19 protein-coding genes and 1 pseudogene are annotated in these 14,986 nt (G+C 66.9%); 9 read left to right on the forward strand and 11 right to left on the reverse strand.

The window, feature by feature from the left end; translation table 11 throughout:
• Positions 1–231 precede the first annotated feature (231 nt).
• The 4 genes from AB4030_RS21775 to AB4030_RS21790 form a co-directional block, all read right to left on the reverse strand.
• Positions 232–702 carry a hypothetical protein gene (locus tag AB4030_RS21775; RefSeq protein WP_442281291.1) on the reverse strand — a complete coding sequence of 157 codons (471 nt, stop codon included), beginning with the start codon at positions 700–702 and terminating at the stop codon, positions 232–234.
• Between the two features lie 1,475 nt (positions 703–2,177).
• The gene (locus tag AB4030_RS21780) at positions 2,178–2,354 is read right to left on the reverse strand and encodes a hypothetical protein (protein ID WP_442281292.1); all 177 of its coding nucleotides are present in this window, start codon (positions 2,352–2,354) and stop codon (positions 2,178–2,180) included.
• An 820-nt stretch (positions 2,355–3,174) separates the two neighbouring features.
• A complete protein-coding gene (locus tag AB4030_RS21785; RefSeq protein WP_442281293.1) occupies positions 3,175–3,342 on the reverse strand; it encodes a hypothetical protein in 168 nt (55 codons plus the stop codon).
• Between the two features lie 26 nt (positions 3,343–3,368).
• The gene (locus AB4030_RS21790) at positions 3,369–3,623 is read right to left on the reverse strand and encodes a hypothetical protein (protein WP_442281294.1); all 255 of its coding nucleotides are present in this window, start codon (positions 3,621–3,623) and stop codon (positions 3,369–3,371) included.
• A 628-nt stretch (positions 3,624–4,251) separates the two neighbouring features.
• Here AB4030_RS21790 and AB4030_RS21795 point away from each other — a divergent pair.
• Positions 4,252–4,467 carry a hypothetical protein gene (locus tag AB4030_RS21795; protein ID WP_442281295.1) on the forward strand — a complete coding sequence of 72 codons (216 nt, stop codon included), beginning with the start codon at positions 4,252–4,254 and terminating at the stop codon, positions 4,465–4,467.
• A gap of 472 nt (positions 4,468–4,939) precedes the next feature.
• Here the strand turns inward: AB4030_RS21795 and AB4030_RS21800 are convergent, their stop codons facing one another.
• The 3 genes from AB4030_RS21800 to AB4030_RS21810 all read right to left on the reverse strand — a co-directional run bounded on the left by AB4030_RS21800 (position 4,940) and on the right by AB4030_RS21810 (position 7,896).
• Positions 4,940–6,466: a CYTH and CHAD domain-containing protein gene (locus AB4030_RS21800; RefSeq protein ID WP_442281296.1), complete on the reverse strand. Its 1,527-nt coding sequence runs from the start codon at positions 6,464–6,466 to the stop codon at positions 4,940–4,942.
• A gap of 515 nt (positions 6,467–6,981) precedes the next feature.
• Entirely contained in the window at positions 6,982–7,350 is a 369-nt protein-coding gene (locus AB4030_RS21805) for a hypothetical protein (RefSeq protein WP_442281297.1), read from the reverse strand.
• Between the two features lie 135 nt (positions 7,351–7,485).
• The gene (locus AB4030_RS21810) at positions 7,486–7,896 is read right to left on the reverse strand and encodes a DedA family protein (RefSeq protein WP_442281298.1); all 411 of its coding nucleotides are present in this window, start codon (positions 7,894–7,896) and stop codon (positions 7,486–7,488) included.
• A 272-nt stretch (positions 7,897–8,168) separates the two neighbouring features.
• Here AB4030_RS21810 and AB4030_RS21815 point away from each other — a divergent pair, with 272 nt between their 5' ends.
• Entirely contained in the window at positions 8,169–8,750 is a 582-nt protein-coding gene (locus AB4030_RS21815; protein ID WP_442281299.1) for a hypothetical protein, read from the forward strand.
• A gap of 134 nt (positions 8,751–8,884) precedes the next feature.
• Complete coding sequence (locus AB4030_RS21820) at positions 8,885–9,142, forward strand: hypothetical protein (RefSeq protein ID WP_442281300.1); 258 nt, start codon at positions 8,885–8,887, stop codon at positions 9,140–9,142.
• 84 nt (positions 9,143–9,226) lie between these two features.
• Here AB4030_RS21820 and AB4030_RS21825 read toward each other — a convergent pair whose 3' ends face one another.
• The gene (locus AB4030_RS21825; RefSeq protein WP_442281301.1) at positions 9,227–9,469 is read right to left on the reverse strand and encodes a nitroreductase/quinone reductase family protein; all 243 of its coding nucleotides are present in this window, start codon (positions 9,467–9,469) and stop codon (positions 9,227–9,229) included.
• Positions 9,470–9,627: 158 nt separating this feature from the next.
• Here AB4030_RS21825 and AB4030_RS21830 point away from each other — a divergent pair, with 158 nt between their 5' ends.
• Both AB4030_RS21830 and AB4030_RS21835 read left to right on the forward strand, forming a co-directional pair.
• Positions 9,628–10,182: a hypothetical protein gene (locus tag AB4030_RS21830; RefSeq protein WP_442281302.1), complete on the forward strand. Its 555-nt coding sequence runs from the start codon at positions 9,628–9,630 to the stop codon at positions 10,180–10,182.
• Positions 10,179–10,370, forward strand: a complete 192-nt coding sequence (locus tag AB4030_RS21835) for a hypothetical protein (protein WP_442281303.1) — start codon at positions 10,179–10,181, stop codon at positions 10,368–10,370. The genes AB4030_RS21830 and AB4030_RS21835 overlap by 4 nt, the downstream gene beginning before the upstream one ends.
• A 56-nt stretch (positions 10,371–10,426) precedes the next feature.
• Here AB4030_RS21835 and AB4030_RS21840 read toward each other — a convergent pair whose 3' ends face one another.
• Positions 10,427–10,723, reverse strand: a complete 297-nt coding sequence (locus AB4030_RS21840; RefSeq protein ID WP_442281304.1) for a putative quinol monooxygenase — start codon at positions 10,721–10,723, stop codon at positions 10,427–10,429.
• A gap of 189 nt (positions 10,724–10,912) precedes the next feature.
• Here AB4030_RS21840 and AB4030_RS21845 point away from each other — a divergent pair, with 189 nt between their 5' ends.
• The 3 genes from AB4030_RS21845 to AB4030_RS21855 all read left to right on the forward strand — a co-directional run bounded on the left by AB4030_RS21845 (position 10,913) and on the right by AB4030_RS21855 (position 12,613).
• Positions 10,913–11,590, forward strand: coding sequence for a hypothetical protein (locus AB4030_RS21845; RefSeq protein WP_442281305.1), 678 nt, complete (start codon positions 10,913–10,915; stop codon positions 11,588–11,590).
• Positions 11,590–12,114: a MarR family winged helix-turn-helix transcriptional regulator gene (locus AB4030_RS21850; protein ID WP_442281306.1), complete on the forward strand. Its 525-nt coding sequence runs from the start codon at positions 11,590–11,592 to the stop codon at positions 12,112–12,114. Before AB4030_RS21845 ends, AB4030_RS21850 begins: the two co-directional genes overlap by 1 nt.
• A 148-nt stretch (positions 12,115–12,262) precedes the next feature.
• Complete coding sequence (locus tag AB4030_RS21855) at positions 12,263–12,613, forward strand: iron chaperone (protein ID WP_442281307.1); 351 nt, start codon at positions 12,263–12,265, stop codon at positions 12,611–12,613.
• A 905-nt stretch (positions 12,614–13,518) separates the two neighbouring features.
• On the opposite strand, the gene AB4030_RS21860 is transcribed toward AB4030_RS21855, so the two are convergent.
• Together AB4030_RS21860 and AB4030_RS21865 are read right to left on the reverse strand one after the other, a co-directional pair.
• The gene (locus AB4030_RS21860) at positions 13,519–13,866 is read right to left on the reverse strand and encodes a YtxH domain-containing protein (protein ID WP_442281308.1); all 348 of its coding nucleotides are present in this window, start codon (positions 13,864–13,866) and stop codon (positions 13,519–13,521) included.
• An 85-nt stretch (positions 13,867–13,951) separates the two neighbouring features.
• The gene (locus tag AB4030_RS21865) at positions 13,952–14,659 is read right to left on the reverse strand and encodes a hypothetical protein (protein WP_442281309.1); all 708 of its coding nucleotides are present in this window, start codon (positions 14,657–14,659) and stop codon (positions 13,952–13,954) included.
• A 203-nt stretch (positions 14,660–14,862) separates the two neighbouring features.
• On the opposite strand from AB4030_RS21865, the pseudogene AB4030_RS21870 reads away from it, so the two are divergent.
• A pseudogene (locus AB4030_RS21870) lies at positions 14,863–14,986 on the forward strand (peptidase E); the annotation flags it as partial.

Raw genomic sequence — 14,986 nt, forward strand, 5'->3', positions numbered from 1 at the left:
GAAAGAAAGAGGCCCCTCCCATTTGAGCTTCAGAGAGAGGCTTGGGAGGGGGTCGATTGGCTCCACTGTAGCCGATGGAGCGCTGGGTGCAGGGCCAGGTCGGCAGACCCACCTGCCCGCTCATGGGCACGACCGCGCTGATGGCGGCATGTCCGGATGTTGCGATGACGGCCCGTCTCCGCTGTTCGTGACATCGTCTTATGGCGCGTCTCACCGTGCGCGCCATCGGTCTCACTGCTTGATGGCGGGGAACTCGAGGACCTCGCGTGTCACCTCTTGACCGCGAAGCCGTGCCGCGACGCGCGGGACCGGTCTAGTGACGATCATGTCCTGGTCAGGGGCAGGCCCGTCGGGGTCGATCACCATGACCGAGCGGACAATCACGTCACCGGCACGCTCAAGCACCACGCGGGTCGGACCCAGCGTGGCGCGAACTGCAAGTTCAATCCGCCCTTGTAGAGCCTCGGGCCGGTCCTCATCCTCGTAAGCGAAGTCTTTGCTGCTGTGGCCCGCGAAATCCATGAAATACACCTCAGCACCACGAAAGACCTGCACCTGTGCTCTTCGCTCCGGAGCCAAGGCCGGGTGGATCTCCACGATCAGATCCTCGCCGCCGTGTCGTCCCGACATCACGACCCACGCGTGCTTGGGGTGACTGGCCATGAGGCCAGGAACCAGGTCAGCTAAGTCGCTCGTGTCCACGACGGGAGTGAATCACAATGAGCCGTATCGGAGGCCGAGACTCCAGCTCAAGCATCGACACGACCGATCGGCGGCATTTCCGGATGTCTCCTCGTTACCGCGCGGCGATCTACCGCTCCCTCCCTGCTGGCCGTCGGGTAGTGACCATGAAGGGCTTCCGAGCCGCAGGTCACCGCTGGACGAAAAGGAGCTGTGGTGGGCACCGACCTATGTCGGCGCCATCTGCTCTACTGGCTGCACCGGATGGCGGAAACGGGGAGGTCCACGTTTTGCATCAGACGAAGATCCAACAGAGCCCGAGGCGCAAGTTCGCCGTGCATCAGATCGCGAGGGCACTAGGCCTTCCAGTCGGTGAGGCAATGGACGCCGTCGCGTCGATCGGGGAGTTCGTCCGATCGCCACAGCATCGTCTCGAAGAGCCCGTGGCGCGGCGGCTGGTGGAGCACCTAGGACATGAGTGGCCCTTCGCTGAGCCTGAGGCTCCAGGCGCGCCGGCCACACAAGAGCCGCCCGCGCCCCAGTTGCGGGGTCTCACGCCTCCCGCGCCGCGGCCGAAGCGGAACAACCACCCCCTCATGACGCCAGAGCCCCGAAGCAGGGACCGCCGCTACTCGGACGCGCGGCCTCCAAGGCCGAAGCGCCGGGGGTCGCCGAAGGCGCAGCCCTTCAGCACCCTCACGGATCCGGTGGCCGCTGCCTTCGCTGACGCCAGCCACGACGCCTCGCCGGCGTTCGCGGACGCTGCGTGGGCATATCACGGCTTCGATGAGGTTGAACGAGACCACTGGGTCTCGATGGGACTTCGAACTGGGCAGGCCCGGACAGCGAAAACGCTGCGTGACGCCGGAGTCGACGCTGCTGATTTGAAGCGCGACCTAAACGGGACCACCGTGCTTTGGAGGCTCCAGCACGGCGAAGGGGTGGAAGCAGTTCTGCGGCTGCTCCACAGCGCCAACGCAGAAGGCCACGCCAGCTAGAGGCGGTCGCGATATCGGCAGTCCGGCGACCCTCCCGACGCTGACGCCTCCCGTGCGTTGCCGGGTGCCGCTTAGCGGCTTGTCCGGTAAGCTCAAAGCTCGCGCCCGGGCGTGGCCGCTTGTCGGTCCTCCCCTCGATCGGAACACTTGGCGTCGTGGTCAAGTAACGGTGGCGAACTGGGTTCAGACGCAAGTTGCCCCGGTTCATGATCGACATGGGCATTGCAGCCAAGGGGCGCCGGGACTGCGGTCGTCACGAGTGGTACCGAGAGCACGACGACGTCTGGCGTTGCTACCACTGCGCGCCCGGCGAGTATGTCGGAGAGGACCCCTACGTCAACGAAGCGCTCCGCGACCTCGGTTAGTCAGCCAAAGGGCGGCAACGAAGGACTGTCGACCGCGTCGCGGCAGAAGTGGAAGTTCCTAGAAGGGCAGCTCCAGCCTCGGGGTGGCGTGCAAGCGGTAGGTGCGGCCGTGCCCCGCCACTCTCGTGACAGGTCAGCCCTCGGGCTCGGCCACCTGTGAGTCGTCCTCATCAGGCCGCGTCTGTTCGAGCAGCCATTCCCCCAGCCTTCGCGCATCCGCAGGGGTCATAGGGCCGCGCAGCTGGGCATTGAAAGACCCGTCCTGTTTGCGGTCTACCCAGCCTGTTGCGCCCACCGGCATCGTCGACATTTCCAAATGCTAGGGCGCCCGCGAAAGGCGACGAGCAGATGCGAGCGTTGTGTCATCGGCAGAATCGGCCTCGCGCTCGGCTGCATGACAGGACGTCGGGACTGCCGCCGCGGGCCAAGCCGGTTCGATGTCCACCAGTGCTCGGCGACATTGCGCGGCGAATCGGCCTGACCTTCAGCCCCTGCATTTTCAAAGATCGCCTCACCGGCACCGCCCGCCTCCGTCATAGTCGACGCCAAGCGCCGAAGAACTAGGAGGGCATATGCGCGCACGGACTGTGCTCGTGGGCGTCTGCCTCGCCCTGCTTATCGCCGCCACCACGCTAGGAGTCATCGGGGGCTTGATGGGAGAAGGCTGGTCTTCCGCCGCAATGGGACTCGGAGGCCTGGCAACCGCAGATGGGGCTTGGACCAGCCAGACCTCCCCCCAGCCATTCCCGCCTCGGCGTCGGATGGCCTCGCTCGGACTGCTGTCCCTTTCACTGATCGTGCTGGTCGCGGTGTTCCCGAGTACGCCTCATCTGCTGGCCAGGATGGGACTACTGCTGATGGGCGTGGCCGTGCTTGCCTCCATCATCATTCTGTCAATCGACATACGGCGGCGGTCCAAGGCATAGGCCGTCAGATGACGCCTCAGAAGCTCACATCTGCGACCCACGAGCGCAACGGCACGCCCATGCTGAGCACGGCATGAGCGTGCGTCTTAGAACCAAGCCGGCGATGGGGCCGGTGCCTTCAGTAGGTGGCTACCTGGGAAACCGATGCGTCGTCGGGCTTGACGGCGCCCATGCCCCGCCGTACATGGTCCGACCCGTTGCCACCTACTCCTTGCGTGGCGGGCCCTCGGAAGTGGAACGGGGCTCTCGGGTGGCTTTGCGCTTGAGGAACCGGACGATCGCGACGATGCCGGTGACGAAAACGGCCATGATGGCCAAGATGATCAGCAACGCCGGGAACCCTGTGACGGTGACGGCCTGTGCAGTCTGCATGCGCTAGATCTTCTTCCTCTTAGCGTCTACTTGGCGGCGGCTCGGGCCAGGAAGACCATGATGACGGCAAGGATCAGAAATCCAACGCCGAACGGCGCCTGGTACCGCGGGCCAGGTCTCCACCCGTCACGGCCCTGCCTACCTGAGAGCCGGTCTACCAAGCCTGTGACTCGGTCTCTGAAGACGATCAGCAGGATCCCGAAGACAGTGGCGGCGAAGGCGACGATGTAGAAGCCGATGCTTCCTCCGCTCCCGGCCGCCCCGGTGGTTACGGCGCTCACAGCGTGGCCGTCCGCACGAGACCGGGCAAGCCCAGCACCAGCAGCAGTGATCCGGTCACCGAGACATCGGCACTGCGACGGGCTTGGACACCGCCCCGCGGGTTACGAGATCGGCGCGTTCGGCAAGTGCCATGCGCCGCACCAGCTGGCGCGTGCCTAACGCGAGAGCGAACACTGACATCAGGAATGGCCTGTCTTCATCGGCGATCCTCTGGCTTAGTCGGGTTCTCCGCGGCCGATCCAAGGCCACCTACGTGCTTATGACTACACGCGGACACTCATCGTGTCTACCTTGTGACAACCCCACATGGCCTGTGCGCTCGGCGGCCGAAGTCGGTCCCGCGTCAGCGGCCTCTGGCGAGATTCTCCTCCAGCGCCCGCACTGAGCAGTAGGTTCTGCCTAGGCACGAGGAGGAGTCACGATGTTCGCCACTATTTGGGCCACGGCCAACGGCCCCGAGTTGCCCGTCTGGGGCGAGGTGTTGCTGGCTGCAGTCTTCATCCCCTTCTCCATTTGGTTCGTCTGGTTCTTCTTCCTCCGAAACGGGAACTTGAGGCGGCTCATGTCCGGAGACCCAAGAAAGCCGTCTGAGCGCGATCAGCCCTCGAACGACAAAGACGGCGTCTGATGGGCACCGGTGTTTGGCCGACCATCGCTTTCCCCCTGTTTGCCATCGTGCTCGGAAGCACGAACATCTTCCGACGGCACACGCTGGCCGACCGCGCCGAGCGAATGAGCGCCACCCCGCTAGCACACGCGACATGGGTCCGCTTCGCGACGATCACCGGAACGTTCCTGATCGTGGCGGGAGTCGTTGGCCTCGTCTGGGTGCTTCTTCGATGAGACAGTCGTGGTGGCCGCCGCTCAGCCCGGCGGACTGAACGTACTCACATCGGCATGTGGGTGAAACTTCGCCCGCGGGAGGGGAGGCTCGGAGCGGCGCGCGGATCAGAGTGGGGCACCCCCGTCGCTGTTGATCTTGAGACTCGCCTGAAGCCCCTCTAGCCAGGGCCAGGCAGGGGAGTGGCCGGCGTCAAAGCGTCCGCTAGAGGCGGCAAGAGCAAGAGATGTGAGGACGCACCTAGTCCGCAAAAAAGTCCGCAAAAAGTCCGAGAACCGTCGTACCGAGCCGACGGGCTCAACGTCGCCAACAAGCCTTTTCGCAGGTCAAGGGCCTGGGGCACCAACGGCAGCACTAGTCGGTTGGCCGGTGGCAATCCCCGGCGTATCGGCCGACTCATCCACTTTTCAGTCCTGGTCCGGGCGGAAGTCGTAACTGCCCACGGCCCAACAGGCGACCTGGCGGACCGTGTCCCTACCGGTCCCAGCGCTTCGCGTGCTTGGCGATGAACTTGTCCCACAGGGCGACGAACTCGGCTTCGGTTCGTTCGGCGCGGGCCTGCTCCAACGCGTGCAGCCGCCCGATGGTGAAGGTGTTCTCACCAGACAGGTGCGCTCGCATGCCGTACTCGCGGAGTCGTTGACGCGCGACGACCGTGTCCTGGTGTATGCCGAGTGTCTCCTGGAGCAGTTTGGTGTCGGCCGCCAAGGTGCGGGTCTTCTTGCCCAGCACCGACGTGGCGGACTCTGCGGCATACCGTAGACGCTTGGCCTTCTTGCGGGCCTCGTGGAAGGCGGAGTCGCGATCCGTGGAGTCCTGGGCGGCCTCGATCACCCGCACGGCTCGCCGGAGACGTTTCACGTCTCGCGCCAGCAGGTCGGGCATGGTCTTCCTGGCTGCTCGGTGACCATCTCGCTGCAGGGGCGGGGAGGCGATCAGCTCCTCGATGGCGTCGAGGAGCCGGACGAATCGCTCGCTGTCCAAGGCCTGCTTGGCCGTTTCTCGGCCGGCTTCGTACTCGGCGCGGAGCTCGTCGTCGAGGCGCGCGCTCACGGGCCCGACCACAAGCTCCGCAGGTTCCGATGCAAGGACGGTGCGCAGGTGCTCGCGGAGCACTTGCGCGTCCCGGGCCCCTGCGAAGGACTCGCCGAGCCAGCGCAGCTCGTCACGCACCGGGTCGGTGACAGACGTGTCGAGCAGCGGGCGGAACGTCGTCAGCGTCGACCGCAGTCGTCGGGCAGCGATGCGTACGCGGTGGACGGCCTCGGCTTGCTCGGCCCGGACCCCGGCGTCCTGCTCGAGCAGCCGTGCCAGGTGCCGGGCCAGCTGTGCGCTCAGCAACTGCTGGATGCTGGCCCCGGGATCGCCGCTCGTCGAGCCGGGGGCCGATCGGGCGGCGGGAGGCTCCCCGAGGACGCGAGCGAGCTTCGAGCTGGCGGAGGCCGGGGAGGCCCCGGCATCCAACAGCCGTCCGTGGACAGCGTCGAGCAGGTCTCGTGGACCTCTCGCGAGCTCGACCTCCCACTCGCGCCACACCATCTCGTCCTCGGTGCCGGCGAGACGCCGCGCCTGCACGTTGTCGTCCGAGACCAGCGCGAGCACCGAACCCTGGGCGTCGAGGAGTGGATACTCGCGCCGGTCCGTTCTCACTGTGGCGACCGGCTCGAGGGGCCGTCCCCGGGCGATCGTGTGCACCCGCGCCCGAAAGATTAGGGGCACCTCACGCGTTGGTCCCAGGGGTTCGCGGAGCTCGGTTCGGGTGTCCGGGCCAGCCGGGAGCTTAAGGTGCCAGCCGGCGTCGTCCCCGCCCGTCCGGCGCCTGAGGGTGACCCCACTGCGGGCGAGATCAAGCCCCGGCGTGTCGAAGTACTCTGCCTCGAGCTGAAACGTCCGAGGCTGGGCGACCGAGTCGACACCGTCCATCTCGGCAAGGTTCGGGAACACCATGGCCACGTCAACGTCGTACTTGCGCTCGATCTCATCGTGGTGTGAACGGCCCATGTTCAGATCCTCGCGCACAATCCTGCTTCCGCTCGGGGTTCGCGCGAGAGATGACGGCGGCGCTGCGGTGGAAATAGGGAAAGCGAGGGGTTGGTGAGCAGCGCTCCTCGCGCACAGCTTCCCACGTGCGTGTCGCGCCACGCTCCCGCGACGGACGTCTGCTCGATCCCCGGGATGCCGCGCACCGGATCAGGTGTGGGTCGCGGACATCACCTACTGCCGCACCCTCCGCCGGGTGGGTGTACGCGGCGTTCGTCATCGACGTCGTCTCTGGCCGGGTCGTCGGGTGGCAGCTGTCCAAGACTTGCGCACCGACCTGGCCCTGGACGGCCTCGAGATGGGGTTTGTGGGAGCGAGCCCGAACCGGCCGGGACACCAGGGGCCTGATTCACCACTGCGACAAGGGAGTTCAATACGTCGCCAGCGAGACCAGCCTCCGGCTGGCCGACCTTTCAGGACGAGGCCCTCGACCCGTCATCGGATCGAGGGCCCGCCACGCTTGACTGCTCCTTTGTTCAGCCCCGCGGGCCCGCTGCGTTCGGGGTGAYGGTCTTGAGGTCCTTGCTCACCTCGAGCATGACGTTGACGCCGGACTTGGTGCCGAGGACGTCGTAGGAGCCGTCGGGGTCCTTGCGCACMGAGGTGACGGTGACGGTGGAGTCGTTCGCCTTGACGGCAGCYGTCACGKTGGCGAGCTCCGACCCGGTCGCCGGGGTGTCGTTGTTCGGGTTCATCGACCCGCCTGGTCCGGCCTGCGAGCCAGCGCTGCTCGAGGTCGTGGGGGACGGGGTTGAGGCTGCGTTGGACAGCGCCGCACCGGTTCCGATCAGTCCGGCGGCGGCCACGACGGCGGCGACGCCGCTGATGATCCTGTTGGTCTTCATGCCTGCTCCTTGGCGCAAGGTCGGTGCCGCGGGTCGGCGACCGTCCCTCGAAGAGTCACGTGTGCGCTTAGGGATGCGCTGTGCACGCCGTTGGGGCCGAATGTGCCTTTTGGGGATGGCATCCCTTCGCGTCGGTCAGTGTGGCGCCGCCCGGTGAGCTGCTGGCACCCACGGTTTGCCGTGGTGTCGTGCTGCAGACCGGCGGCTAGCCCATCGACGCGCCGCGGCTGTCGCGCCAGGCAGGGCGGACGCCGCCATGAGCCCGAGGAGGAACAGCTCGAGGTTGCGAGACACGAAGGGGATGGTGCCGAACCAGTAGCCGCCGCAAAACATGACGGCTGCCCAGCCCATGGCACCGACGAGGTTGTGAAGCAGAAACCTGATCACCCGTGGCGCGGGGCCGTGACCCAGGCGCGGCCCGGGTCGGCGACCCAACCAGTAGGCCACATGGTCGCCGGCGACGGCCGCGACGGTGATCGCCACAAAGGAGAGCCACATCGGCAGCTGCATGGCGCCAGCCGCCACGAGCACCCCGGCACCGACCATGAGGGTGTCCGCCAGCAGGAGGTGTCATCGGCGAAGTTCGACACGCTCAAGCTGGCCTCCAGCCGTCGCGTGCGGTCGGCCCCGTGAGTGAACCCACTCGCCGTAAGGGGCCCTTTCCGCGGCGTAACCCAACCCTCGACAAACCTTGTGCATCCTGACGTTGCGCGCCCATGCTGTGAGGCACAACAGGTGCCTCGGCGTGAGTCCGAGCTCGAGGTACCAACCCACCCGGGCCTGACGGCCGGGCCCGTGAGCAGACTGGAGAAAATCTCATGCGGAACCTTCGACTCTTCACCGTGGCGGGGTGCGCCGGCGCGCTCGTCACCACCGTGCTTGTTGCGCCAGCAGCCAGCGCCGAGACCCAGCACCACGCGTCCGGCGGCCGGGGCGGCCAGACGACCGTGGTCCTCAACCCCGACCTGGTTCCCGTCCTCACCCAGACACTGAAGGTCCACGCCATCAAACCCGGCCAGCTGACCGCCCCCGGAGGTGTGGCCCAGCTGTCGTTTCCGATCACCGAAGTTGAGGGCAAGGTCATCGAGCACTCCGGCGGCCTGGCGTTCACACCTGTCGGTGGCGGCGCCCTGCGCATCACCAGCTTCGACGTCAACCTCAAGACCGGATTCCTCAACGCCAAGACCGTCCTGAACGGCACCCGACTCCCCGGCCGGGTCGACATCTTCGCGCTCGTGGCTGCCAAGCCGATCAACGGCGCCATCCCGACGTGTGGCGGGACCGCAGCAGGGCTCACCCTGACGCCGGGCGCCGCCAAGGCCCTCGGTGCCCCGAGCTTCGCCGGGGCCTTCGTCGGCGATGCGTGCGTCGTGCCCGGCCAGCACGAGGGCGAGGACTGAGCGAACCTCACGACCCTGTTACGGCGCCGCTCGAGCCACTCGTCGAGGAAGGCCGCGACGACCTCTTCCCCGCCGGCTGCATTCAGATGCGCGCCGCCTGCCCCACCACGCCTGCTGCTGGTGGAGCAGGTGTCGTGGCCAACAACATCACCGGCCCGGATCCGTGGCATTTGCTGCTCGGCGGTGCTCGGGCGGCGAACCGGGCGATCACCCCGATGGACTCTCCGACGTGCCTGACCCGGCCGGGGGAGCCAGAGGGACTTCCGGATGAGCTTCAGGACGATGTCGTCTGCGTTGAAACCGCCACAGAGCTACTCGCAGGGATCGAGACACACTGGCTGCGGCAGAGGCGGAAGTTCCTGCCCTGCCGCGCCAGTGCTACGCGTCACTGACGCGGTCCCGTGGACGGGTCTCGTGCCACGCAAGGACGCCGGCGCAGGCCCCTGATCGGGTGCCCTTCAGCGGCCATCCGGACGTCAGTGCACCTGGCCGATCTGGAAGACGGGATGGTCCTTTGGGGCGGGCATCTGGGCGAAGCACCCGTCTACTGAGTGGCGGTAGCGCTTCTCGCCGACGTCGACGGGGATGACCGGAACCCTTCGAGGTTGGCCGGTCCGACGACCGGTGACGGTGAGGGTGGCGACGCCGCGTCCGCCGAGCCGCATGGCCAGCGGATTGGCCAGGTGCCGCGTCAGTGCGGGTGGCTTCAGGTATGCCATGGTGGATTCCTTCCCGAGGATGCATCGACATCGTCTCCCCGGTGCGAGCGCGCCGCACAGTGCCAGAGGTCCTGCCCCTCAGGCCGCGGGCGGCTCGCCGGCGAGTCCGGGGCCTTCGCCTCTGGGGCGCAGATGCCGGGCGCCCGCAGGCTGGTGCCATGAGCGCGCCACCGACAGGACCGCGCGAAGCTGGATCAACCGGTGCGGCCGGCATACCGGATGGCTCACGGCTGCTCATGGACGAGTTCTCGCCCCACTTCGATCTTGCCGTCGTGCACTCCGAGGTCTTCCGGGCCGTCCCCGCCGACTGCTACCGCGTGGCTACGGAGGTGGACCTCTTCCAAGCACCCCTTGCGCGGGCCCTGCTCGGCATCCGGGCTCTGCCACGACGTGTCACGGGAAAACTGAGAGTGCGCACGTCGACGGCTTCGGCTCCGGAGGTATCCCCGAGCACCTTCCGGCTCAAGGACCTGGTCGGTCTGGGTTGGATCCTCCTCGGCGAGACACCGGGTGTCGAAATGGTCCTCGGTCAAGTGAGCCGCCCCTGGCAGGCGGTCGTGGACGCTACCGACACCCCGACCACGCCAGGGGAGTTCACCAACTTCGACGAGCCGGGGTACGCCAAGATCGCCGCCGGCCTGAGGGTAGATCCCTACGGCAACGACTCGTCGATCGTGACGATCGAGACACGATCGAGACACGAGTGGCCATGACGGACGACGAGAGCCGGCGCCGGTTCAGGAGGTACTGGCTCGTCATCGGCCCGTTCAGCTCCGTCATCCGTCGCGTGGCGTTGCGCCTGGTTGCGACCGAGCTCGACCGGGTGGCGCGAGACAGAGCTGCCGGTGCGCGGGAGCGCGGCCATGAGATTCAAAAGAGCGCCAGGCGGCAGAACCGGTAGATCGGTCACAGCGACCTGCGCCGAGAGAGACGCGTCCCGGATCGTGCGGATCGCGGCTACTTGACCGCGAGCACGTCGATCGGCTTGATGTCGGCGGCTTCGGCCAGAAGGTCCGAGCTCACGTCCTGGAGTGCCGCCGGGATCCGGCCGTTCACGTGTGCTTCGCGTGCCTCCTCGCTCTCGAAGGTGTCGAAGATCCCGTACGTCGTGTCGTCGAGACGGAATGCGTACCAGCTGACGGTGCCCTCTTCTTGAGCCGCCAGCTCGCGGCCCTGCTCTAGGAACGCCCCGAGCTCGTCGCCCTTTCCGGGCTTGGCATTCAAGATCGCCAGCAGTCCTCGGTCGATGGTCATGGATGGGTCCCTTTCGTCCGGATGCACTCGACACTACGCCTGCCGTGGTTGTACGCAGGGGTCAGCGATGCTCGCTCACGTGTGTGGGGAACATCCTTGACAGCGACTACTACGAAAGCGCAGTATACAAGTACTGCGAGATCGCATCAGTCGTCTTACTCGGACGCCCTGTGGACAGAAGGAAGCGCCATGACCACCGCTGACATCCATCAGCCTGCCCAGCCGCGAGCCCACACGGTCCCCGCGGGTCACCGCATCGTCTGGTCTCTCGCCGGTTCGGCGGCTCGACTCGCGAAATGGCCCCTGTGGCTCCTGACAGCAACCGCCTTCGGGGTGTTCGCGGGGGCGTTCTTCACCTCGTCGGCTCCGTTCGCCATTCCCCACGTCGAGGCTGTATGCCGTCAAGCACCTCCCGATGTACGGTTCACCTCGAGCGCCGCAGACGTGCTGGGCTTCCTGACCGGATGCGGGGCGGCCGGCCGCGAGGCGTACCGATTCCTTCAGGTGGCCGACCTGCTCTACCCGACCGTGTTCGGGATGTTCATGGCGACGTCGATGGCACTCGTCATCGCTCGACTCGCTCCGGAGCGCCACGCCCTTCTCGCGCTTGCCGTGCTGCCCCTCCTGGGAAGCGCCTTCGACTACCTCGAGAACGTGTGCGCCTGGCTGGCCCTGGCGGCGTTTCCCGGCCCGGCCCCCACGAGCTCCCTGCTGGGCCTGGCCTCTGCTGCCAAGAACCTCACCTTCTGGACCTCCGGTGTCTTGCTGCTCGGCGCGCTGGCCCTGCTCGCGATCGCCCAGGTCCGCCGTCGCGCGCGCCCACGAGCCAAAAGCGCGGACCCCGACGCCTCAGGCGCGAGCCACTGATGGCACGGCCCGACGACAGCTCGGCCGCCGCCCAGACCAGGACCGGGACACCCGAGCCTGAAACCGCACATCTGGATGCCGGACTGGGCAATGTCCTCTTCGATGTCTGGCTCGTGTCGCGAGCCGCGACCGCCCTGATTGACGACGCGGTGAGGGCATCCGGGATCGACGCCGACGAGTTCGCGATCTACTCCGTCCTGGCGTCGACCCAGGGCATGACCCCCACCGAGCTCGCCCACTGGATGGCCGCGCCGGCCACGACGGTGTCGAGCTACGTCAAGCGATTCGAACGCCGCGGCCACGTGCGCAAGGTCCCGAACCCCGAGGACGGCCGCTCCTACCGAGTACAGCTGACGGCAGCCGGCCGCAGAGTCCACCAAGCCGCCGGGGAGCTGTTCACACCGACCCTCTTCGAGGTAACCCGCCGCCTGGGTCCTGGTGCGTCCGACACCCACCGCCGGCTGCGGACGCTTCACCAGATACTTGCGTCCAACAACGACGACGAGCAGCCACCCGGCCAGTGACGCGGAGCGGAGCCCATCGGATTCACGGTCAGTCAGGGCAGTTGGACAGCGCGTCGCCCGCGCCCTCAACCAACTTCACTCGCCGAGGGGTCACGGAGGCCTCGCCCACTCCGGCAAATCGTGAAGACGAGAGGAGAGACTGTCTGCCATGACAGTGGACGAGGTCGATGCCTACCTGGCACGGCTTGAGGAGCCGAAACGAACGACCCTAGAAGCGCTACGACGGTCGATCCTGGCCGTCGTCCCGGACGCCGAGCAAGGCATCTCCTACGGCATGCCGGCCTTCCGGGTCGACGGGAAGGTGGTCGCTGGCTTCGCGGCGTTCAAGAACCATCTCGCCTATCTGCCACACAGTGGCGAAGTGCTCACGGTGCTCGGCGACCGCCTCACGGAATACGAGCGCACAAAGAGCTCGCTCCACTTCCCGATCGACGAGCCGCTGCCAGATGGCTTGATCAGGAGCCTCGTGGACGCCAAGCTCCAGATCCTTGACCGCTGAGGTTCGGCAAACTGGCACCTGCGAGTGCACTCCACGGCATCTGCCGCGTCGCGGCAAATGGGGACGTCAGGCTGGTAGCAAGTCGAAGAGGTACTGCGCTCCCGCTACTTGGTCGGCGGCGCGGCTCAGCCGGTCAACATGGGCGGCCCGGACGACAGGGCCGAACGCGCACGCGTCCGACGGCTCCCCAGGCACTCGCTTCATTTGGTGCTCGCTGAGCTGGATTCTTCGAAGGCGCCAGTCCATTCGCGAGTCAGGGATGGTGAAGGCGTCCCGCTCGTGGTCAGCGACGACTCCCAGCCAGCCTTCGGCGTTGAGCATTTCGGTCGGGTCCGGAGGGCGGAACTGCTCGGACCATGGTTCGAAAGCGGGAGAGTCGGGGGTGCTCTCGACGGCGCGGCAGGCCTCGGGTTCGGCAATCGTGAGCCAGCCCGGCATGGCGACCAGGACGCCATCGGGCTCGTTACCGACTGGCATCGGCCGGTGACTTCGTACCGCACTCGACCCACATCGTCGACGTGAGCTTCTCGGACCTCTTCGGGCGACTGGTCGGACGCATTCAGGTAGGAGGAGTTCAGGCGCAGCCCGCAGTCACGGACGACCGCGCCCAGCCCCAGTTCAGGGAACTGTCCATCGCCAATCAACCATGTTCCCAGCGATACCCACACGTCTGCACCATAGAGGTCGTCGTTCTCCATAGAGGTCGTCGTCTCGGATACGAGAGCGGATCATCGAACGACGTTGCGGCTGGTCGGACGTCGTCCGAGGAGCCGGATGAGCGCGCATCCCTCTGGCCACGGGAGGCTGGGGTCTGGCCGATGCCCCGGGAACCCGGCCGGCGTCATGGGCGTCACGTCGCTCGCAGAGTCGGACCCGGAGTCCGGCGCCCCGATCGGGTGGCAGGCTCAGGGCAGCGGACCCTTGGGCCCGTGATCCTTCTGGAACTGCACGGCCTGCTCGACAAGGTCGTCCGCGTTCTCCTGGCGCGAGTCCGCGGCGCCGGCGTCGGTAGACCCCGAAACCGCCGAGGTGACCTTGTCGGTCGCCGTCCGCGCGGCATCGGCCACCTTGTCCGCCACGACCGGCGCCTGCTCGCGCACGAGATGGGCACCCTGGTGGGCCCTCGCCTGCACGCGGGGGTCGTCCTTCAGCTGGCCGATGGCGCGCATGAACTGCTCGTAGGGCTCCCGCCCGGCCCGCGAGCCGAGCAGGAATCCGACCGCACCGGCGGTGACGATGAGCAGTCTTTTCATGGGGGCCTCCGTGTGTCGAGGTCGGTCGCCCGAGGCCGGGCGCTGACGATCTCCCTCAGCCATACCCACCACCGCCCCGTTCGGCTCAACGCCTGGACCGGGCCGCTTCCAGCAGTTCTTCACCGACGACGTCACATAGACCACGATTCAGGGTGGCGCGGTAGTCCGCGGTGCTGAGGCCGTGGAAAGGGCCATCAACGGCTTGCACACTCACATGCCGGATCTGAGTACCCGTCAACTGATGTCTGCTCGAGGCGTCGCGTTCCTCGAAGGAACATGCGCCGGCACCAGCGACGGAGATCGCATCCCCTTCTGCGTTGCATACGACTTGGCGGCCGATCGGATCGACGCGATGCGCGCCTATGGCGACATCGCGTCCTTCATGCCCCCGTCGCCATAGCGAAGGGGTGTCGCAAACCGGGTGCCGCGGGGCCGTTTGGGACGTCCCGAACTCGGCACGACCGCTCGGCGGCATGTGCGGATGTGCCTCACGACGCGGAAGGCCCCATCGCACCGAACTGCTCGCGGACGTTCTCATACTCGGCGTCGGGGTTGAGCGCGGCGACGATCGTGGGTCGAGTGGCTCTGACTGGTAGCCGGCGTTGATCGCTGCGTCGTCGGGGATCATCTCGAGGAAGTCGCGGGCGAAGCGCGCGAACGCCTGGGGGCTGTCATCGAGGATCAGCTCGAAGAGCTCCTCGGCGCCCTCAGGGTCGGACTCGCCCGCCGGCGGGATGGCGGATCCAGTGTGCCACCGCTGTCCGCCCTCGGACCAGAAAGGCGTCGTTGCCATGAAGGTGTCGGCGAGCTGAAGACGGCGGTCCCGGGTGAGGGGTTTCGAACCGGGCAGGCATGCGCCGAGGAGGCCGGGCGTGGCGATCGTCCGGGTCGTCTTCAGGACTGGAGTCCTCGGCGCGGCAAATCCGGACGTTGTTGGGTCGGAGCGCGCGGTGGTCTCGGGGATGGCGGCGGCTTCCCTGTGGTTCAGTGGGCACCGTGAAATTGCTACTCACGTCCGGGGGAGTCACGAACCCGAGCATTCATGAGGCGCTCGTCGATCTGTTGGGCAAGCCGGTCGAGGAGGCAAGAGCGCTCTGCATTCCCACCGCTCAGTGGGGTC

It is taken from the genome of Terrabacter sp. 2YAF2 (assembly GCF_052114705.1).
GTDB lineage: Bacteria > Actinomycetota > Actinomycetes > Actinomycetales > Dermatophilaceae > Terrabacter.